This window comes from Streptomyces sp. sk2.1 (assembly GCF_008120935.1).
Lineage (GTDB): Bacteria > Actinomycetota > Actinomycetes > Streptomycetales > Streptomycetaceae > Streptomyces.
In genome coordinates, this window is the sequence record NZ_RDBO01000041.1 from 1 (window position 1) to 19884 (window position 19884).

The 19884-nt window shown below is 71.5% G+C and carries 19 protein-coding genes and 1 pseudogene; 8 read left to right on the forward strand and 12 right to left on the reverse strand.

The window, feature by feature from the left end:
• Positions 1 to 105 precede the first annotated feature (105 nt).
• Together EAO76_RS14670 and EAO76_RS44545 are read left to right on the forward strand one after the other, a co-directional pair.
• Positions 106 to 771 carry a response regulator transcription factor gene (locus tag EAO76_RS14670; protein WP_148836390.1) on the forward strand — a complete coding sequence of 222 codons (666 nt, stop codon included), beginning with the start codon at positions 106 to 108 and terminating at the stop codon, positions 769 to 771.
• 152 nt (positions 772 to 923) lie between these two features.
• Positions 924 to 1781 (forward strand): MarR family transcriptional regulator, encoded by an 858-nt coding sequence (locus tag EAO76_RS44545; protein WP_187438623.1) that lies wholly within the window; start codon positions 924 to 926, stop codon positions 1779 to 1781.
• Here EAO76_RS44545 and EAO76_RS14680 read toward each other — a convergent pair.
• Complete coding sequence (locus EAO76_RS14680) at positions 1771 to 2742, reverse strand: SDR family NAD(P)-dependent oxidoreductase (RefSeq protein WP_148836391.1); 972 nt, start codon at positions 2740 to 2742, stop codon at positions 1771 to 1773. The two genes, EAO76_RS44545 and EAO76_RS14680, sit on opposite strands and share 11 nt — an antisense overlap.
• Before the next feature lie 52 nt (positions 2743 to 2794).
• Between EAO76_RS14680 and EAO76_RS14685 the strand changes: the two genes are divergently transcribed.
• Complete coding sequence (locus EAO76_RS14685) at positions 2795 to 3217, forward strand: MerR family transcriptional regulator (RefSeq protein WP_148836392.1); 423 nt, start codon at positions 2795 to 2797, stop codon at positions 3215 to 3217.
• Between the two features lie 229 nt (positions 3218 to 3446).
• On the opposite strand, the gene EAO76_RS14690 is transcribed toward EAO76_RS14685, so the two are convergent.
• Positions 3447 to 4859 carry a lipase family protein gene (locus EAO76_RS14690; RefSeq protein ID WP_148836393.1) on the reverse strand — a complete coding sequence of 471 codons (1413 nt, stop codon included), beginning with the start codon at positions 4857 to 4859 and terminating at the stop codon, positions 3447 to 3449.
• A gap of 162 nt (positions 4860 to 5021) precedes the next feature.
• On the opposite strand from EAO76_RS14690, the gene EAO76_RS14695 reads away from it, so the two are divergent.
• Both EAO76_RS14695 and EAO76_RS14700 read left to right on the forward strand, forming a co-directional pair.
• The gene (locus EAO76_RS14695; protein ID WP_376297108.1) at positions 5022 to 5669 is read left to right on the forward strand and encodes a TetR/AcrR family transcriptional regulator; all 648 of its coding nucleotides are present in this window, start codon (positions 5022 to 5024) and stop codon (positions 5667 to 5669) included.
• A 184-nt stretch (positions 5670 to 5853) separates the two neighbouring features.
• The gene (locus EAO76_RS14700) at positions 5854 to 6378 is read left to right on the forward strand and encodes a MepB family protein (RefSeq protein WP_148836395.1); all 525 of its coding nucleotides are present in this window, start codon (positions 5854 to 5856) and stop codon (positions 6376 to 6378) included.
• A gap of 29 nt (positions 6379 to 6407) precedes the next feature.
• Here the strand turns inward: EAO76_RS14700 and EAO76_RS14705 are convergent, their stop codons facing one another.
• From EAO76_RS14705 to EAO76_RS14735, 7 genes and pseudogenes are all read right to left on the reverse strand, one after another.
• Positions 6408 to 7001, reverse strand: a complete 594-nt coding sequence (locus EAO76_RS14705) for a hypothetical protein (protein WP_148836396.1) — start codon at positions 6999 to 7001, stop codon at positions 6408 to 6410.
• Between the two features lie 103 nt (positions 7002 to 7104).
• Positions 7105 to 7308 carry a DUF397 domain-containing protein gene (locus tag EAO76_RS14710; protein WP_148836397.1) on the reverse strand — a complete coding sequence of 68 codons (204 nt, stop codon included), beginning with the start codon at positions 7306 to 7308 and terminating at the stop codon, positions 7105 to 7107.
• Positions 7289 to 7495, reverse strand: a pseudogene (locus tag EAO76_RS14715) (Scr1 family TA system antitoxin-like transcriptional regulator); the annotation flags it as partial. The gene EAO76_RS14710 and the pseudogene EAO76_RS14715, both read right to left, overlap by 20 nt.
• 25 nt (positions 7496 to 7520) lie before the next feature.
• Positions 7521 to 7994 carry a carboxymuconolactone decarboxylase family protein gene (locus EAO76_RS14720; RefSeq protein WP_148836398.1) on the reverse strand — a complete coding sequence of 158 codons (474 nt, stop codon included), beginning with the start codon at positions 7992 to 7994 and terminating at the stop codon, positions 7521 to 7523.
• Between the two features lie 141 nt (positions 7995 to 8135).
• Complete coding sequence (locus tag EAO76_RS14725) at positions 8136 to 10742, reverse strand: bifunctional serine/threonine protein kinase/MFS transporter (protein WP_148836399.1); 2607 nt, start codon at positions 10740 to 10742, stop codon at positions 8136 to 8138.
• 227 nt (positions 10743 to 10969) lie between these two features.
• Positions 10970 to 11494 carry a VOC family protein gene (locus EAO76_RS14730; protein ID WP_148836400.1) on the reverse strand — a complete coding sequence of 175 codons (525 nt, stop codon included), beginning with the start codon at positions 11492 to 11494 and terminating at the stop codon, positions 10970 to 10972.
• Positions 11495 to 11637: 143 nt separating this feature from the next.
• The gene (locus tag EAO76_RS14735; protein ID WP_148836401.1) at positions 11638 to 12141 is read right to left on the reverse strand and encodes a DinB family protein; all 504 of its coding nucleotides are present in this window, start codon (positions 12139 to 12141) and stop codon (positions 11638 to 11640) included.
• A 347-nt stretch (positions 12142 to 12488) separates the two neighbouring features.
• Between EAO76_RS14735 and EAO76_RS14740 the strand changes: the two genes are divergently transcribed.
• The 3 genes from EAO76_RS14740 (at position 12489) to EAO76_RS14750 (ending at position 16447) form a co-directional block, all read left to right on the forward strand.
• Positions 12489 to 13082, forward strand: coding sequence for a hypothetical protein (locus tag EAO76_RS14740; protein ID WP_148836402.1), 594 nt, complete (start codon positions 12489 to 12491; stop codon positions 13080 to 13082).
• Positions 13083 to 13267: 185 nt separating this feature from the next.
• On the forward strand, positions 13268 to 15640 hold the full coding sequence (locus EAO76_RS14745) for a Tox-REase-5 domain-containing protein (protein ID WP_148836403.1): 2373 nt from the start codon (positions 13268 to 13270) through the stop codon (positions 15638 to 15640).
• A 78-nt stretch (positions 15641 to 15718) separates the two neighbouring features.
• Positions 15719 to 16447 (forward strand): Imm52 family immunity protein, encoded by a 729-nt coding sequence (locus tag EAO76_RS14750; RefSeq protein WP_148836404.1) that lies wholly within the window; start codon positions 15719 to 15721, stop codon positions 16445 to 16447.
• Between the two features lie 106 nt (positions 16448 to 16553).
• Here EAO76_RS14750 and EAO76_RS14755 read toward each other — a convergent pair whose 3' ends face one another.
• The 3 genes from EAO76_RS14755 to EAO76_RS14765 form a co-directional block, all read right to left on the reverse strand.
• On the reverse strand, positions 16554 to 17003 hold the full coding sequence (locus tag EAO76_RS14755; protein WP_148836405.1) for a DUF3592 domain-containing protein: 450 nt from the start codon (positions 17001 to 17003) through the stop codon (positions 16554 to 16556).
• Between the two features lie 37 nt (positions 17004 to 17040).
• Positions 17041 to 17625 (reverse strand): hypothetical protein, encoded by a 585-nt coding sequence (locus EAO76_RS14760; RefSeq protein WP_262375472.1) that lies wholly within the window; start codon positions 17623 to 17625, stop codon positions 17041 to 17043.
• Between the two features lie 85 nt (positions 17626 to 17710).
• On the reverse strand, positions 17711 to 19720 hold the full coding sequence (locus EAO76_RS14765) for a hypothetical protein (RefSeq protein WP_148836406.1): 2010 nt from the start codon (positions 19718 to 19720) through the stop codon (positions 17711 to 17713).
• Between the last annotated feature and the right edge of the window lie 164 nt (positions 19721 to 19884).

The following is a 19884-nucleotide window of genomic DNA, read 5'->3' on the forward strand; positions in this document are numbered from 1 at the left end:
GTCCGGCCTGCCCGTCCCGCCCGCCTCGTCCACCCCGCCTGCCCCGTCCAGCTCACCCGCCCCGCCCGGTCCGTCCGATGCGACGGCGCACGAGGAGGAGACACCGTGATCCGCGTACTGCTCGCCGACGACCAGCTGCTGGTCCGGGCGGGCTTCCGGGCCCTGTTGCACGCCCAGCCCGACATCGAGGTGGTGGGGGAGGCCGCGGACGGCGAGGAGGCCGTGCGCCTGGTGCGCGAACTGCGCCCCGACATCGTGCTGATGGACATCCGGATGCCGCGTCTCGACGGCCTCGCCGCGACCCGCGCCCTCGCCGGGGACGCCGCGTCGGCCGACGTCAAGGTGGTCATGCTCACCACCTTCGAGCTCGACGAGTACGTCTTCGAGGCGATCCGCTCCGGGGCCTCCGGCTTCCTCGTCAAGGACACCGAGCCGGACGAACTGCTGCGCGCGGTACGCGCGGTGGTGAGCGGTGACGCGCTGCTCTCGCCCGGCGTCACCCGCCGTCTGATCGCCGAGTTCGCGGCCCGGTCCAAGGAGCCCGCGGCGGCGACGGGGCTGGACGAACTCACCGAACGGGAGAGGGAGGTGATGGCGCTGGTCGGCATGGGGCTCTCCAACGAGGAGATCGCCCGGCGGCTGGTCGTCAGCCCGCTCACCGCCAAGACCCACGTCAGCCGCACCATGGTCAAGCTGGGCGCCCGCGACCGGGCGCAACTCGTCGTGCTCGCCTACGAGTCGGGACTGGTACGTCCGGGCTGGCTCGGCTGACGTGGGCCCGGTGGAGGGCCGGGCGTGCCATGCGGGGCGCGGGGGCGGAGCCACCGCGGAGGGCGGTACCGGACGGGCCGGGCGGGGCCCTGTGCGCGCCCGCATCCTCGCGCGCCCATCCGAAGGCCCGGCCGGGCTACGGGAAGCGTTCCGTGCCGGAGCAACGTCCGCCGCTCGAAGGCGATTTCGCATTCCTGCCCGACCGCGAGCGGCACATCGCGGGTTACATCGACGCACTGCCGGACGGTGCGGTGATGGACGTCAAGTCGCTGGCCAAGGTCCTGCCGCTGTACGGGCAGACGGCCGTGGGCAGCGCGCTGAGGGCCCTGAGCGTGGCCGGTCACCTGCGCCGCGTACGGGGACTGAACGGCGAGGGCAACCAGGTCCGTTGGGTCACCCGGACCTACTGGTCGCGGATCGCCCACGACAACGAGTGGTGGAACGCCTTCCTCGTGGCCGAGACCACTCCCGCGCCCGTACCGGCGCCCGTGCCCGTGCCTGTGTCGGTTTCGGTTCCTGAGCAGCGTGCCGAGGAGCCGCGCCCTGAAACAGAGTTGGTGCCGGTGCCGGGGGTCGGGAGTGGTGAGGAGCGGCAGCCCTCGAAGGCGTTCGTGGCTCTGGCGCGGTTGGGGCGGGTGGATGAGCGGTTGGCGCTTTCGGCGGTGGAGTGTGCGGAGTTGGAGCCGTTGGCGGCCGAGTGGTTCGAGCGGGGTGTGGATGCGACGTATCTGAGGGGTGCGCTGACCGCTGGGCTTCCGGAGTCCGTTCGTTCGCCCTTCGGGCTGGTCCGTCGTCGGCTGCGCGACAAGCTTCCGCCCCGGCTGCCCGTCGTTCCCCGGATCGAGGCGGAGGTGCCGATGTTCCGTGCGATGGCCGTGTGCACCGAGTGCGAGACTCCCGGCCGCCCCGAAGCGTTCCGCGACGGCCTGTGCAAACCCTGCCGCCAGCCCGAACCCGAACCCGAATCCGAGCCCGCTGCCCGACCGTTGTCGCCGGGGTTCAACGGATGATCGGCGTGGCGCCGGTCGCTGCGACGGAGAGGTCCCAGAGCCGGGCGGCCCCGTCGGGGTCGACGGCGTACGCGCGGACGCCGCCGTCGTCCATGGGCTCGTCGGGGGCGGAGGCGCGGGCGATGTCGCAGTCCTCCAGGTAGAGCCCGCCACGGTCGTCGAGAAGCGGGGACGTGGCTGCCCACAGGCCGGTGGCGGCACCCTGGGAGGGGGTCTTGAACCCGGCGCCGATCACGTTGCCGTGCTCGTCGATCCAGCCCCGGTCGATCTGCTCCCGGACGGCCATCTCGCGCTGGAGGCCGGTGATGATCCTGCCCGGGTGGAGGGCGAACGCGCGGACGCCGTCGTCGCGCCCGAGGGCGTCGAGGTGCACGGCGAACAGGGAGTTGGCGGTCTTGGCCTGGCCGTAGGCCAGCCACTTGTCGTACCCGGTACGGAAGTGGGGGTCGTGCCAGCGGATGTCGGTCAGGGTGTGTCCGGCGGAACTGTTGACGACGACGCGCGCCCCGCCCGCGGCGGCCAGGAGCGGGTAGAGCTCGCAGGCGAGGGCGAAGTGCCCGAAGTGGTTCGCGGTGAACTGGCTCTCCCAGCCGGGCCCGACGTGCCGTTCCGGGGTGGCCATGACTCCGGCGACGGCCATCAGGAGGTCGATCCGGTCGACGGATTCGCCGATGTGCGCGGCGACCGAGCGGACACTGCCGAGGTCGACCAGGTCCATGGCGACGACCTCACTGCCTTTCACGTCCCGGAGTGCGGAACGGGCGACGTCGGGGCGGCGGGCCGGAACGACCACCCGGGCCCCGGCGGCCGTCAGGGCCCGGGTGGTCTCCAGGCCGAGCCCGGAGTAGCCCCCGGTCACCACGGCGGTCGTGCCGGAAAGGTCGTGACCGGCCACGACGTCCTCGGCGGAGGTGGCGGCGGAGAAGGGCGAGCCGAGCGGCTGCTGATCGGTGATGGTCATGCCGGCGACGTTACGATCTGGAGCGAGGTCTAGATCAAGTCCAGGGGGCGACATGACGACCACCGGGTCCGCCGTGCAGTCCCTGAGCATCGGCGAGGTGGCCGAACGGACCGGACTGAGCGTGCACGCCCTGCGTTTCTACGAGCGCGAGGGCCTGCTCGTCGGGCCGGTCCGGCGCACGTCGGGCGGCAGGCGGCGCTACACCGACACGGATGTCGACTGGTTGCTGATCTGCGTCAAGCTCCGCGAGTCCGGCATGCCGCTCGCCGACCTCAAGCGCTTCGCCGAACTGGTACGCCAGGGACCGGGCAACGAGGTGGAACGGCTGCGCCTGCTCGACACCCACAAGCAGCGCGTCGACGCACAGATCCAGGCGCTGGAGGAGTGCCGGTCCGTCATCGCCTGGAAGGTCGGTGTTTACGCCGAGCACCTCGCCCGGGGCGAAGCCGACGGGCTCTGGGACCCGACGGCCTGATCCCTCCATCCCCCCATCCGCCCGGATGCGATACCGGTGATCCGGTCCGGTACTCCTCGGCCGCTTTCCCGGCCGGGCCGAGGGGTGCCTGCGGAAGCGAGGCGGTGGCCCTCGGCCGGTCGTATGTCCTGCGGTGCCTCGCCGCGATGGGCGACCCCGCGAAGACTCCCGATCGAGGGACGCCCTCGAAGGCTCCCGATCGAGGAAGTGGGAAGCGGGAAGCAGGTGTTCAGGGCTGGATGGGCATGGACCAGCAGTTGGAGGTGGCGGCCCTGCCGGAGAGGCGGTCGGTCAGCCAGGAGATGGCGTCTCCCTGGTCGGTGATGAGCGGCACGAGGTGGTTGGTGAGGATCTTGTCGCCGAGGTTGGGCAGCACGACGGCGTCGTAGGTGACATCGGCGCCCTTGGCGCACCAGTCGACGGCGAGCTGCCGGGCCTGGGAGTGGGGCACGATGTCGTCCTGGGTACCAGTGGCCAGCCGTACGGGTCCGGCGGGCTTGAGCGTGCCGATGCGCTGCTTGTCCAGGGCCGCCTGCGCGCGGGGGTCGGCGGCGATGATGTCCCCGAGGGACTTGCCGCTGGTGGTCCACTTGTTGCTCTTGGCGAAGCCGTAGCCGAACAGCGCGTCACCGACGCACATGGTCGACGCGTCCTCCAGGGCGGCCCTGCCGGTGGCGCTGATGTTGGCGTCGACGATCGCCCGCAGGTCGGGGTCGGACTGGGCGAATCCGCTGATCGACCAGGCCAGCGCACCGGCGAGCGCGCTGCCGTCGATTCCCTTCATGACCGAGGTCAGATTCGCCGGGGGCGCGCCGGAGTAGGTTCCGGAGAGCGGGACGTCGGGCGCGTAGGAGGGCTGGAGTTCGGCGGCCGCAGCACTGGCCCCGCCCCCCTGGCTGTATCCGTACAGGCCGGTCCTCGAAGCCGCGGTGACCGACGCACCGGGTACGGAGCGGGCGGCGCGGGCCGCGTCCAGCAGGGCGTGCGCCTGGTCGAGGCGGTTGACGTAGGTGTGCAGACGATCGGTGGCGCCGAGGCCGACGTAGTCGGTGACGACAACCGCGGCCCCGGTCGAGAGGATTCGGTAGATCGACAGCGCCTCGTAGCCCACGGACATGGTGTCGCCGTTGAGGGTGAGCGGGTGTTGCAGCGCGAAGGACGGCGCGCACTGGTCGCCCTGGCCCATGGTGCCCGAGGCCACCGCGACCAAGGGGCGCGGCCCCGTGCCCTTCCAGGCGGCCGAGGGCTCGATGTAGGCGCCGGTCACGGCGACGGGCTGCCCGGTCGAATCGGTGGACTTGTACATCAGACGGGTCGCGGTGCCCGGCATCGGACGGCCGTCCAGGCCCGGAATCCGCAGCCCGAGCGGCAAGGGTTCAGTGCGGACCAACGCCCCGTCGGCCGAGGGCAGTTGGGCGGGCGGGGTGTAGAAAGCGGGGATGGTCACCCCTCGGGAGACGACGGGGTCCGTCGTGGCGGCGCCGGCCGGTACGGCGGCAGTGGCCGGTACGGCCGAGAGCCCGGCGCAGACGGTGCCGGTGACGACGGCACCGACCAGCAGGCGCAGGCCGGCCCTGCTGCCGCGGCCGGTCGGCGGGGCCGGGGTGAAGGGGGAACGGGAACGGGTTTTCTTGCGGCTCATGAAGGGCTCCTCGTCGCGCACGGGATGCAGGAGACAAAGCTGTTACTCGCCAGTTACTTACCGCAGAGTAAGTCTGGGTGTCAGTGAGTGACAAGACGTCTGCATGCGCCATTTCCGATGGGCTCGCTATGCTGCGCCGACAGGGACGGAGGGCGGGCGAGGGTGAGCGAGGCGTCATCCGCGGAACGCGGGCAGGCGGAGCGGGTGGCTGTCCGACCGTCGCTCGCCGAGCGGCGCAAGGCGGCTCTCCGTTTCGAGATCGCCCGCGAGGCCGTCCGTCTGTTCGCCGCCCAGGGCGTCACCGGCACGACGGGCGAGCAGATCGCCCGGGCCGTGGGCATTTCCTCCCGCACCCTGTGGCGTCATTTCCCCACGAAGGAGAGCTGCGTACTGCCGTTGCTCTCCGCAGGGCTCGATTTCGCCGTGGACCAGTTGCGCCACTGGCCGGTGGACATGGGTCTGCTGGACTTCGTCACGCAGTCCCTGCGGTTCGGTGAACTGCCCGACGACGCCCCGGCCATCCTCGACCTGATCCGCATGACCACCACCGATCCGGCGCTGCGCGCCGTCTGGCTCCAGGCCCATGACGACGCCCTGCCCGTCCTCGGACAACTCCTCGCCCAGCGGTCCGGCGGCAGCCCCGACGACCTCCGGACCAAGGTGCACGCGGCAACCTTCAACGGCGCACTGCGCGCGGCGTCGGAGGACTTCGCCCGCCGGTACGCGGAAGACCCCGGGGCGTCGGGGAGCGAAATCGCCACATGCCTCATCGCGGCACTGCGCGCGGCCTCCGAGGGCCTGCCCTACTGACGCGGTACCGGGGTTGGCCCGCCGCGCCGACGTGATTCCGGGATCGGCCCGCCGTGCCGACGTGGTCCCGGGATCGGTCCACCGTCGGTGTCTCCGGCGTCCGCTCGGGTCCTCGTGGACGGATGGGGCCTCCTCGCCCCGGCTCCCGCCCAGTCCCCCGACGGGCGGCTGACAGGATGGTGGCATGGTGACGGATCAGGCATGGGCGGGGCTTCACGACGACCTGCGGGCGGCGAAGGAGCTCGTGTACGACCCGATCGGTTCTGCCTGCTCACTGCCGGTGCCCGAACCGGAGGGCGCCGAGTACGCGGCCCATGCCTTCACGCTCGACGGCCTCTCGGTCCGGTTCCGCGTGGCCAGGACCACCCCGAAGAAAGCGGGCCAGTTCGTCACCGTGTGGCAGCGGTCCGAGGAAGGGCCGATCCGGCCCTTCGACGCCGACGACGGGGTGGACCTCTTCGTCATCAGCAGCCGGGACGACGACGGCTTCGGGCAGTTCGTCTTCCCGTGCGAGGTACTGATCGGGCGCGGCATCGTCTCCCGTGACGGTTCCGGCGGGAAGCGGGGTTTCCGCGTCTATCCGCCATGGGTGGCCACGACCGGTCGGCAGGCCGGCAGCACGCAGGAATGGCAGGTGAACCACTTCCTCCACCTCGGCGAGGACGGGCCCGCCGATCCGGCCCGCGCCCGCGCCCTCCACCGTCCGTAGCGCCTGTCCGGCGGAACCCGCGACGGCGGTCAGCCGCACCATGCCAGGAAGTCGCCGATCAGCTCCGGCGGATTGGCGGCCCTGGTGGCCTCCTCCTCCCAGCCCGGCTGGTCCATGTCGAACACGACGACGGGCAGCGGGCGGCCGAAGATCCTCTCCACGGCGCCGCTCGCGTGGAGGTGGCGGCCGAGGTCGATCACGGCGTCGTGGAAGTGGAGTTGGAGGAGATCGGCCTTGGCGGTGAGCTCGTCGTCGTCCAGCAGCCGATCGAGATCGAACTCTCCGTCGTGCCAGAAGCCGAGTCGTCTCGCCTCCTCCTCGTACAGCACGCCTCCGGCCGGGTCCTCGGGAACGTTGCCGAGCCTGTCGAAGCCCTCAAGGAGCCAGAAGGCGTAGTTCCAGCGCACCTCCTGCGGGTCGGCGCCGTCCTTGCGTGCCTCCTCCTCGTACCGGCTCTCCGTGTTGCAGCCGATGTCCACGAACGGGCGGCGGTCGTCGGCATCGATGCGCCAGATGTTGAAGGCGAGGACGTAGGTCTCGGCCCTCAGTTCCTCCGGCATGCGCTCCAGGATGCCGATGCTCGCCTGCCGCAGGTGGGTCTGGAAGGTCTTCGGTTCCGTCACGGCGACAGCGTCTCACCCGCCGGTCCTGACGACTTCGCTGCCGTGGGTGTCGCGTGCGTGGTAACCCTCCTCTTCCCGAGGGGACTTCGGGAAGTCGGACGGGTCAGGAAGCCTTGACGGACTCCACGAACGGCGTCCACGCGGACGCGTTCACGACGAGCACCGGCCCCTCGGGGCGCTTGGAGTCGCGGACGGGGACGATGCCGGGGTGACCGTCCGCGACTTCGAGGCAGTTGCCGCCGTCTCCATTGCTGTGACTGCTTTTGCGCCAGGTGGCAATGCTGAGGTCAAGGTCGACGCCGGCCATTTCGGTACTCCTCAGCCGCCTTCTCGATCAGGGCGAGGGACACCTCCGGCGGCAAGGCGGCGGCCCTCAGCCGATCGTATGCCTTGCGGTAGCGCCCCACGATGGCCGGATCGTCGATGGTTTGACCGTGGTAAGGGCCCTCGGTGTAGAGCAACGACGGTTCGTCGTCGAAATCCATGAGGAAGAGGGGCAGTTCCGAGAGAGACGGCCGGTCATCCGAACTGGCCGACCTTGTAGTCGCCGGCCGGCTGCTGGTTGATGACGTTCAGCCGGTTGAAGGCGTTGATGAGGGCGATGAGCGACATCAGGGCGGCGAGCTGGTCCTCGTCGTAGTGCTCGGCCGCGTTCGCCCAGGCCTCGTCCGTGACGCCACCGGCCGCGTCGGCGATGCGGGTGCCCTGTTCCGCCACCTCCAGGGCGGCGCGCTCGGCGTCGGTGAAGACCGTGGCCTCGCGCCAGGTGGCGACCAGGTTGAGGCGGGTCGAGGTCTCCCCGATGTGGGCGGCCTCCTTGGTGTGCATGTCGGTGCAGAAGGCGCAGCCGTTGATCTGGCTGGCCCGGATCTCGACCAGGTGCTGTGTGGTGGCCGGCAGCGTCGAGTCCGCGATCACCTTGCCCGCCGAGACGAAGTGCCTCAGGAACTTGGCCGCGATCGGGTTTCCGAAGAGGTTCAGACGGGCGTCCATGGTGAACTCCTTGCCGTTTCGATGGTTACACCTCCTTGACGGAACGGCCCGGCAAGTTGTGACAGGGGTGGATGTGACCTGCGTCTCTTCGGGGGACGGCGGTGGTACGGGCATGGGACCGCCCCGTACCACCGCGCCGGATCACCGGGGGGCGGGGCTGGTCCCCGGGGCCCTGGCCGTGATCAGCAGCCCGGCGAGCAGGCTCGCGAGCAGGGTGAGGCCGGCCGTCCACCAGAGGGCGACGGAGTAACCGTCCACGATCGCCTTGTTCAGTTCCTCCACGGCGGCGGACAGCTCTTCCGGAAGGCCCTGCGGGCTGAGGGGATAGCCCGACTGCGCCGCCGCTGCCAGCTGCGGGGGAATGCCCGTCGTACCGCTCAGCCGGGTGGAGATCGCCGAGGCGAGGACCGTGCCGAGCAGGGGCGTGGCGATCCAGCCGCCCAGCTGCTGGGCCGCGTGGACCACCGCCGAGGTCCCGCCGGACCCCTGGGCGGTGATCCCGTCGGTCACGGTGGTGAGGAGCGGGGTGAGGGCCAGACCGGTGCCGAGGCCGACGAGGAGAGTGCCGGGCAGCACCTGGGCGGTGTGCGGGCTGTCGGTGACGAAGGCGGCCAGGACCGCGAGCCCGGCCGCTGCCAGCAGCAGCCCCGGCGCGATCAGGAAGCCGGGCGCCAGCCGGTGGCGCAGGCGGGCGGAGACCTGGGCGGCGACGACGACCGCACCGGCCATGGGCAGCAGGGCCAGGCCGATCCGGCCCGGTGGGTACTCCAGGACGCCCTGCAGGTACCTGGTCAGGATCAGGAGCATGGCGAACGTGCCCAGCCCCAGGAAGACCAGGGCGAGGAGGGCGCCGACGCGGTTGCGGTCCATGAGGACGGACGACGGGAGGAGCGTGCCGGACGACCTGCTCTGCCACCACACGAAGGCCGCCAGCAGAACGACACCGGCGGCGAGGAGCAGCAGGGTCGGGAGGTCGGTCCAGCCGCCCGACGTGGTCATGTCGGGTCCGGGCTCCTCCTGGGCCCGGTCGAGGCCGAGGCCGAGGGCGACGAGCGCGCCGGAGCCGATCAGCAGGCCCGGCAGGTCGAGGCGGGCGGAGGCGCGCGCCGGGTGGTCGTGCACCAGGGCGGCCGCGCCGATCACGACGAGCACGGCGAGCGCGGCAGCGGCGTACAGGCACATGTGCCAGCTCAGGGCCTCGAACAGCGCGCCGTTCACGAACATGCCGAACGCCAGACCGCCGCCGACGACCGCGGCGTAGATCCCGAAGGCCCTGCCGCGCTCCTTCGGATCGGTGAAGTCGGTGGACACCAGGGCCAGCGACGACGACGAGAGCAGCGCGGCGAACGCGCCCTGCAGCGCGTTGGCGCCGATGAGCAGGCCGGAGGAGGGGGCCAGGCCGCTGATCGCGCACGCCGCCGCGAAACCGGCCGCACCGATGATCAACGCGCGTTTGCGGCCCAGGAGATCGGTGACGTGCCCGCCGAGCAGCAGCAGTCCGCCGAAGGCCAGCGCGTGGGCGATGGAGATCGAGCCCATGTCGTCGGCGGAAAGGTCCATGTCGGCGCCGATGGCCGGCATCGCCATGGTCGTGATCGTGACGCCGATCAGCACCAGCAGCTGCGCCAGCGCTGCCACCCCCAGCCCCCACCACCGCTTGGGATGCGGAACCGGGTCGCCCACCGGGGCGAAGGGCTGCGGACGGCCGCCCGGCACCGGGTCCGCGAAGGGGCCGAACCCCGGTGACGGGCGGTGGTCCGTGGGCGCCGCCGACGCCGTCGGGGTGTACGCGGGCGGCGGCGGGAGCGGCCGGGCCGGGACACGCGGGTCCGCCGGGGCGGTCCTCGTCTCGGGGGCGAAGTCCAGCAACTGGGCCGCACGGCGCCCGAGTTGGGCGAGCACCGAACCGGGCAGCCATTCGCCGTCGGAGTCGGCGGCCGTGCGGGCGGCCACGTCGGCGGGGGTGGGCCGCAGCGCCGGGTCCTTGTGCAGGCAGGCGCGCACGAGGTCGACGAGCGACTCCGGTACGCCGGTCAGGTCCGGCTCCTCCTCCGCGATCCGGAAGAGGTGCGCGCTCAGACCGGTCTCCGTGGCGCCGAACAGGAGGCGGCCGGTGGAGGCGTACACGAGGACGGCACCCAGGCAGAACACATCGCTGGCCGGGGTGAGTTCGAGGCCGCGCACCTGCTCGGGCGACATGAATCCGGGGGAGCCGATGAGCATTCCGGTGCGGGTGTGCAGGCTGTCCCCGGCGAGGCCGTCCATGGCCCGTGCGATGCCGAAGTCGATGACCCGGGGGCCGTCCACCGTCACCAGTACGTTGGACGGCTTCAGGTCGCGGTGGATCAGGCCCGCCCCGTGGACCGACTGCAGGGCCACCGCCAGACGGTTGGCGAGGGTGCGCACCGAATGCTCGGGCAGCGGACCGAAGTCCTCGGCGACCACGGTGGTCAGGTCGGGTCCGGGGATGTACTGGGTCGCCACCCAGGGCACCGGTGCCTCGGTGTCGGCGTCGAGCACGGCCGCCGTCCACGTCCCGCCCACCCGCCGGGCCGCGGCCACCTCGCGCGCGAACCGTTTGCGGAATTCCGGATGCTGGGCGTGTTCGGCCTGCACCACTTTCACGGCCACGGTCCGCCCGGCTTCCGAGCGGCCGAGGTACACCAGCCCCATGCCGCCCGCGCCCAGGCGGGCTATCAGACGGTACGGGCCCATGTGTGTCGGGTCTTCGGTGATCAACTGGTCCACGACCATAAGGTAGTTGAGGTGTCCGGGCCGCGGTGGCGAGTCGTGGTGAACCGCCGAAGGGGCCGACCGGGCCCGGGCCATGGTGGAGAAGGCGGCCGAACACACCGGGAACGCCGCCGAGCAGCGTGTCCGGTGTCCGGGACCGGAACGGCCCTCGGGCCGCCCGGTTCCGATCCCTCGCCGGCCGCCAGCCGCCGGCCGCCGGCCGCCGAGCGCCGCCCGCCGGCTCAGTCCGCCGGGCGCAGCGGGGCGCTCGCCACGCCCGTCGCACGGCCGCTGAGCTCGATGTCCAGGGTCTCCTGGGCCATGCGCATCGAATCGACGTACTTCGGCTCCGTCATCCGCCTCCATGCCTCGTCCGGCGCGACCTGTTCGACCTGACTGACCACCCACCAGATGTTGCCGAACGGGTCCCGCACCCGGCCGCCGCGATCCCCCCACGCGCTGTCGCAGACCTCGGTGACCACCCGCGCCCCGTGGGCCACGGCGGCGGCCATGGCGGCATCCGCGTCGGGGACGTACACCCGCAGCAGCGAGGGCATCACCGGCCAGTCGGACCGGCGGTCGAAGGCCAGCACGACCGTGTCGCCGATCCGGATCTCGCCGTGGCCGATGCTGCCGTCCTCGACCGCCACCTGTGCGAGCTCCTCGGCACCGAACGAGGCGGTGAGGAAGTCGAACAGGGCGCCGGTGTCGTCGGTCACCACCCAGGGGGCGACGCAGGTACGGCCTTCGGGGGCGATGCGGTTCATCGGTCACGTCCTTCCTCGTGGTCCTTCGGGACGTGACGACCATAGGAACCCAACAGGTCGGTTCCGGTCCTATATCCCGAGAGGGAACGGGAAATGACGACGGCTCAGCCCTTCGGCCGGGTGAAGCGGGTGCGGGTGCCGGATCAGACGCCGGTGGTGCCGTCGACGATCTCGCGGATGATGTCGAGGTGGCCGTTGTGCCGGGCGGTCTCCTCGATCAGGTGCAGGACGATCCAGCGCAGATCGGGGGACCTGCCGTCCCGGCGCGGGAGTTTCGCCGGTGTGTCCAGGTCGTGGGAGGCGACCAGCTCGCGGTAACGGGCGGTCCGTTCCTCGTACAGGGCGAGGACGTCGGCGAGCGGCATGTCCACCGCGATGCGCATCTCGCGGTCGGGGTCCTCCTCCGTCCAGGGGCCCTCGTCCTCCCCGCCGAGGAAGACCACCTCGAACCAGTGGTACTCGACCCAGCTGAGGTGGTTGATCAGCCCGGCGATCGTCATCAGGGGCGAGCCCGGCAGCGGGGCCCGGCGGGCGTCGTCGGGGGAGACGCCCTCGCACTTCGCGCGTGCGGTGTCGCGGGCGTAGTCGAGGAAGGTGGCCAGCTGGGTGCGCTCGTCCCATGCGGGAGGCGAATCGGTGCGTGTCATCGACGTACACCATGGGCGACGGGCCGGGGTCTGTCCATCGTATAAACCGGCGCCCGCGTGGTCCCGGCGCCCGCGTGGTCCCGGCGCCCGCGTGGTCCCGGCGCCCGCGTGGTCCCGGCACTCACGCGGTCCCGGCGTCCGCGCGATCACGCGGGGGCACCGGGGCCGGTCCATTGGGGTCCGTCCTGGGTCCGTGGGCCCACGCCCGCACGGATGGATCTCATTACGCTCATGCGTGACCAATCGAGCACACCTGACCGGCGCCCGTCACGGGCGTCCGTCCGGCGCGCCCGTACGCACGTTGATCTGCACGCTCCACCTGTATCCGTTCATGGGGTGATGTGTCGATGAGTGACGGTTTCTTCTACTCGTACCATCTCGGCTGGAGCCGACCGGACGCCGAGTCCCTCTTCGGCGACCTCGACGCGGCGGGGCTGCGGCTGGCCCACCCCGTCACCAGACGGGTCACGCTCCTCGGCCCGGGACCCGGCTCCCGGGCCGCTCCGTCCTGGGTGACCCGGGAGCAGCTCGTGCTGCTGGCCGGGCTGCAACGGCTCGACACGGTCGACTTCCTGTTGTGGACGAGCGGCGGCACCGAGGTGCCCGCCCGCGTCTACCGGATGCGGGACGGGGTCGTCGCGCTGGAATTCGGGTTCGGTCGGCTGACCCGGGACGAACAGGAGGCGGCCGCGCGGGCGATCCGGGAGGCGATAGGGCGGGCCTCCGTGCTCTGCATCGGTTTCGTCGTCGACCGCGAGGGCGCCTCCGCGGCGACGGACTGGAGCGGTGTCGTCATCAACGGGACGACGTGCTTCGACAGCTGGCCCGACACGCTCGCCGTGCGGCACGAGATCGCCGCGGTGCAGCCGCAGCTGTCCGGAGTGGCCTCCTACGACCAGTCGCCCTGGATGCTGTTCGGCAGCGAGGTTCCCGTGCGGTAGCGGGACCCCGTGCGGTGGTGGCGACAGGTGCACCATTTGTTCCGTTGATCCGCAACTCCCGTGAAAATCTGCGACTTTGAGCGTTGCATTGGGCCCTGGGGCCCATGCCCCGAAGGGTGCCGGTGTGGTCCGATGCGTGGAGTGGCTGAACTGTGGCCGCGCACCGGCAAGCTGGGGGACTCGTCGTGTCTGGCACAGGTGGATTCGCGTTTGCGGGCGGCGCCGACGGTGGTGGCGTCGCCATGACCCGGCAGGGCAGACAGTCCCTGCCGCGACCGCTGCAGGCGGTACTGATCCTCGTCCGGCTGCTCTTCGCGGCCGCGGTGCTGGGCGGTGCCGGTGTCCTGACGGTGGCGTCGGCGGTCAACGAGGTCGACGGCCAGCTGTTCGGGCTGCTGCTGTACGCGGCGCTGCCGAGCGTGGTCGGTCTCGTGCTGTCGCTCTACGTGCGCACGGGCGGCGTCTGGATCTGGCGCGGCCTCCTGGCCGTGCACGTCTGGTTCATCGCCGGGGCGCTGACGACCCTCGGCAAGGACGGGGGCGGGCGGGGCATCACGCAGTTGGTGATCCCCGTTGTCGTCGTCGTCCTGCTGCTGCGGGCGAGTTCCCGCGAGTGGTTCGACCTGAGCCCCGAACAGCGCGCCCCGCACCGGCGGTTCAGCATCGCGCGCATGATCAGGTGGCGCCGTGACGACGCCGGCCAGACCGCGATGGAATACCTGGGCATGGTCCTGGTGGTCGTGGCCCTCATCGCCGGGCTCGTCGTCACGGGCATCGGCGCCCAGATCACCGGCGGCATGCAGGACGCGATCTGCCGGCTGACCGGCAGCTCCTGCCCCGCGCCCGGTGGCGGCGAGGTGGAGGCGGGGCACGGGGCCTCGTCCGGCGGTTCGGACTCCGGTGGCACGGACTCCGGCGGCTCGGTCGCCACCGGCGGTTCGGACGCGGGCGGTTCTGACTCGGGTTCCGGCGGCACGGACACGGCGGGCGGCACCACGACCGGCTCCGGCGGCTCCGGAGGTTCCGGTGGCGCCGACGCGACGGGCGGTTCCGGCGCGTCGGGCGGTTCGGACGCGTCCGGCGGCTCCGGGGGCTCCGGCTCCACCGGTGGAGACGTCATCCAGGTCGACGACGGCGGCGACGACGTGGACACCTCGGGAGAGGTGGACGGGGGCGACATCCCGGACGAGGACGGCGGCGACGAGGGCGACGACGAGAGCTGCACCTCGGGCATCGGCGCGTTCTTCTCCTGCGCCGCGCACCAGACCGGCGGCTTCTTCGAGGGCCTGATCGGCGACGGCCTGTGGGGCGACATCACCGGCACGATCGACACGATCTTCCACCCCGTCGATGCGTGGAACGGCCTGATGGACTACGGCAAGAGCCTCGGCGACAAGTGGAGCCAGGACTCCAAGGGCGCCGGGGACAAGTGGTCCGACGGCGACTACCTCGGCGCGATCTGGGACTGGACCAAGGCGTCCGGCGGCACCGGCCTCAAGGTCCTCGACGACATGTTCATCGGCGACGAGGTCCGGGACATGTGGAAGGAGGGCAACGAGGGCCAGGCGATCGGCACCGGTCTCTGGAACATCGGCTCCCTCCTCATCCCGGGGTACGGCGAGGCCAAGCTCGTCGGCAAGTTCGGGAAGCTGGGCAAGCTCGGGAAACTCGGCAAGCTGGGCGAGGTCGCCGAGAAGGCGTCGGAGGCCGCGTCCAAGGCGAAGAAGGCCGCCAAGGCGGGCGACATCGACGCCGCGGAGAAGGCCGCGAAGGAGGCCCAGCAGCACGCCGACGACGCCGCGGAGGAAGCCGGTCTCAAGGGCTGCACCGTCGGCCTGGGCGGTCGCCTGCGGGTCCCGTACGGCGGCGGCACCGCGCCGGGGCTGTCCGGCACCGGCACCGGGGTCCTGGCCGGCCCGCGCACGGCCGTGCCCGTCGGGTTCTTCGCGAAGGACTGCGACGAGGTCGACCCGGAGAAGAAGGCCGCCGCGGACGAGGCCCAGCGACTGGCCGACGAGGCCGCCGCGGCCGCGAAGGCGGCCAAGCGGAAGAAGGACCTGGAGCGTGCCCAGAACCAGCCGAAGCCGGAGTGGTACAAGGACCTGAAGGACCCGACGACCGGTTCCAAGGACGGCGGCGAGGGCAACTGGCAGGAGATCAAGCCGGGCGTCTGGAGCTACCCGACCGAGATGGGTGCCCGCTACCAGGAGCAGATCTCCAAGGTGGGCCGGGGCAAGGAGTACCGGGTTCCGCTGGACAAGCTCACGGGCAAGCCGGTCGACTTCGACGGCTGGGACGCCTCGCGGGGCACCTACCTGGAGGCGAAGTACGGGTACCGGGGCAAGGACTTCTACGACGCCGACACCGGGGCGCTCACCCCGAAGGTCGCCGACCGGTGGGCGGACCAGGCCAGCCGGCAGGTCGACGCGGCCCGCGGCAAACCGGTCGAGTGGCACATGTCCGACCCGGACGTCGCCGAGGCGGCACGGGAGATGTTCGAGGACCGGGGCATCCCGGTTAAGGTGATCCACACCCCCGGGGACGTGGTCGGCGAGTGAGTGCCGGAAGAACGACGGACCCGTGAGCCGAGAACCGAGGATCCAGGACCGGGGCCCGGGCCCCAGGGAGAACGTGTCGTGCTGAACGTCGTGGTGAACGGCCTCTGGGGCCTTCGTGGGGAGTCCGTGGCGGCCGTCGCCGAGCGCTGTGCCGTGACGCTCGCCGCGCTGGGGGAGATCGACGGCCCGACCTTCGGCCCATGGCACGAGGCCGAGGACGGCCGCCCGTCCGACCCCGTGCTGGAGCCCTCGGCCGCTGCGCTGGCGGAGTACATCGAGCGGAGGAACACGGGCCCCGACCTCGACGTGATCGGCTACACCGCGTCGCTGTGGGCGAGCAACCCCGGTTCGGCACACGTGTCCCTGGCGATCCACGCGGGCAGCACCTCGCAGTACGCGGTGAACTCCGTCGCGCTCTCCTTCCGTTCGCGCGAGCTGGACGAGACCGCGGAGGTGGTCCGCCGCGCCCCGGAGATCCTGCGGCTCCTCGCGGAGCACTGGGGGTTCGACGCGGGCCAGGTGTACGACCGGCCCCTGTACCGGGCGGTGGCCGAGCGGTTCGACCTGAAGAACAGCGACCCCCGCTGCGGCCGGGCGGTCTTCCTCTCCGCCGGCCGGGCCGCCCGCGCCCCCGAGGACCTGCCCGGGACGTACGTCCGCACCGCGAACGACGGGCTGGTCGTCGACCTCACGTGCGGCGGTACGAAGGTCCCGGACGTCGACACGGTCTTCGGGGCGAACGAGCGGCTGCGGGAGGCCGGGGCGCTGGAGAAGCTCCCGACACCGTTCGACCGTGCCACGTTCTGACGGTCACGGGGCCCTGCACACACCCGGGGCCACGCCCGCGGACCGCGTACGCCCGGGGCCACGCCCGCAGGGCTGAGTACGCCCGGGGCGGGCCGTACCCTACGCCTCAGAGCCAGCCCCGCATCGCCGCGAAACCGGCCAGCAGCCCCACCGCGAACGCCCCGAGCACGAGCGTGAACACCGCCGGCATCAGCACCGGCCCCCACGCCCCCGGCCCGGCGACCGTGGCCCTGCGCTCCGGGTCGGCCGGGTCGTAGCTGACCCGGACCGGCGCCCCGACCTCGAAGCCGAACGGGCCCGGGGCGTGGTCGGTGAACTCGACGTCGCGGCCGTCGCGGGTGCGGAACGCGAAGACGTACTCGGTGGCGTAACCGCGCTCCGAGCCGGGGCCGCGGTCCACCGTCCGGCGGTCCGCGCACCGGCCCTCGACGCGCTCGCCGTGCCGCAGCAGCCGCAGCACCCGGTTCAGGCGCAGCGCCGAGCGGACCGCGAACGCGCCGAGGAACAGGCCGAACAGCAGCAGGAACGTGGCCGTGCCACCGGGCAGGATCTGCATGAAGGGGTGCTCCGGTCCGTTGTTCGGCCTGCTCGGCCTACTTGACCGTGATGGAGTCGACGAAGTCGTCGAGGTCCTGCTTGCTCAGCGCGCCCTTCACGGCGTTGATCCGGACGGCGAACGGCACGTCCTTGGAATCGACACCGGCCACCACGACGCCCGTCATCCGGGTGCCGGGCGCCGGGGTCCCGTCCTTGCCGCTCGACAGGAACTCGTAGTCGATCCGGCGGGCGTCGCGGGCGCCCTCCGGGCCCGCGAGCCGCACGTCCTCGGTGTTCTTGCGGGTCGCCCCGAGACCGATCCCGGCGCCCGCAGCCGCCGCCGCCTCGGCGGCGTCGTCCACACCCGTGGCGAAGTCGAGCTGCACGGAGACCATGCCGGACCGCACCCCGCCCTCCTTCTTGAGCGCGACGGCGGCGTTGGCCTCGGCACGGTCGGCCTCCGCCTGCTCCTTGTAGCCCTTGTTCTCCGGGTAGCCGACGGAGAGGCTCCTGGTGTCGAGTGTGCCCCAGCCCTCCGGGACGGCGGCGGGGTCGCCGCCGCAGCCGGCGAGCAGGGCGAGGCCGATGGCGGCGGCAGCAGCTGCGCCGATCGCCCGGGACATCTTCATCGTCGTCGTCATCGCCTATCGCCTTGTCGTCGTGCGTGGTGGCCGCGGTTACCGGGCACCGTAGCCGGACCCGGTACCGCCCGTCGCACCGCCGTCGCTACTTCGCGCAGTAGCTGTACGGCAGGTACGAGCGCTTGTCGCCCTGCGGGGCCCCGAGGAACTCCGCGTCCGTCAGCGTCTCCTTCTTGTGCTCGTCGGAGATGGAGAACCCGAGGCTCATGCCGAGCGACACCTCGAAGCCGAACTCCTGGGCGTCCGTCAGGCCGGTGTACTTCATGGAGCTCGACAGGCCGTCCTCGAACATCAGCTGCTCGAAGGGGTCGCCGTTGGCGGGCCGGTCCTGCATGGAGTGGTCGCCGAACATGTACTCGAACGGGGCGGTGTTGTTGCCGGAGCCGTCGAGCCACTGCTCGGCGACGGCCCGCTTGTCCTCGGTGGCCTTGTCCGTGTCCTTGCCGAAGACGATCGAGTTGGTCTGCACCTGGATGCCGGTCTCGCCGGAGGAGTCGGTGCCGCTGACCTTGCCGCCCCGCTTGTCCTTGCCCTTCTCGCCGTTGTCGCCCTTGGCCTCGCCCTTGTTGGAGGTCGAACCGCCTTCGAGGGTCTGGGTCATGTCGATGCGGACGATCTTGCCGGTCTTCTGGTCGCGGGTGACGGTGATCGCCCCGGTCCGGTTGTCCTTCACGCCGGCCGTGCCGCCGAGCGGACCGGCCGAACCGCTGACCTTGCCCTCCAGTTCGAGCTTGGCGGTGTACGTGTACGACTCGTTGCCGTTGACGTCGTCCTTGGTGATGGTCACCTCGGGGGAGAACTTCGCCTTGCCGCCGAGCTTCGCGCCCAGCTCGGACTCGTCGCCCGCGCTGATGGAGAGGCCGCCGTCCACGTACCCGTTGAGGCCGATGGTCGAGTAGGAGATCTTCTTGTCGCCGATCTGGTCCTCGACCTGCTTCTTCTTGTCGGCCCACTTCATCCCGGAGTACCAGCCGCCGCCGTAGCCGCCGCTGTACTTCGTGGAGGTCTCCCACATCTTCATTTCTTCGATGTCGTCGCGCATCTTCTGGGCCTCCTCCTCGCTCTTGAAGACCCAGGTGTCACCGTTGGTGATCTTGATGCCGCCGCCGACGTCCACATCGGCCTTGCCGAGCTTGCCGAGCTTGACGCCGGGGGTGCTGGCGGTGGCGCCGGCCGAGGCGGCGTCCGTGAACGTCATGTAGACCAGCTTGTCGTTCTCGTCGACCTTGCCGTCCTCGTTCACGTCCGTGTTGGCCTGGCTGACCTTCTGCTGGAAGCCGTACTCGTTGCCCCACTCGAACCAGCCGATCTTCACCTTGCCGCCGACGGTGTCGGAGATGCTGGAGACCTGGCACATCTTGGGTTCGTAGTCGGCGTCCGTCTTCGGCTTGGCGGTGTTCTCGCCGTTGTCGCCGCCGCCCGTGGAGCAACCGCCCCCGCCGCCGCCCAGCGAGCTGATCGCGCAGCGGATGCGCTCGCCGATCTGGCCGCCGACGCCCGCCATGGACATCGCGCCGATCAGCGTGACGACGAGGACGACCACCCCCAGGTACTCCATGGCGGTGGCACCGCCGTCCCGCCAGGAGTACGGGTGGTACGGGGCCGGCGCCGGCTCGTCCGCGCGGTCCTCCAGGAGCCGGTCGACGGCCAGTCCGGCCGCCGCGCCGGTGGCCAGCGAGACGATGGGCATCAGCGTGCCCTCGATGTTCATCACGTGCCAGGACACGGCGAGCCCGTAGCCGAGCGCGGCCACCGGCACGCCGAGGGCGGCCAGCAGGTACACCGGGCGGGATTCGCGGTGCTCGTCGGGCAGGACGCGGGCGGCGGCCAGCACCGTGAGGACGGTCGTGATCACGTTCGGGATGTGCAGCACTCCCAGCCGCCAGCCGAAGCTGGCCAGCCGCTCCTCGGTGGCCAGCATCTCGACGAGCCCGCGCGACACGAGGTACCCGGCGGCGATGTACACCAGCGCACCGGCGGCCCAGCTGCGGGTCAGCGCGAAGAACACGCCGCCGCTCTGGCCGGAGCCGGCACCCCCGTTCCCCGGCGGTATGCGGCCCGCGCTTCCGCTTCCCCAGCCCCCGCCACCAGTCACGGTTCTTCCTTCCCGACGTCCACTTGCCTTGCCCGCGCCCGCAGTTCTGCATTTCGGGCTCGAGCGTGAGCGTACGGATGTACGAGCCGGGTGACCTGGGCCCTTGGCCCCAAAGTCGGGCCCAACGGGTGGTGCCCCGCTCCCCCGCGGGGGCGGGGGAGCGG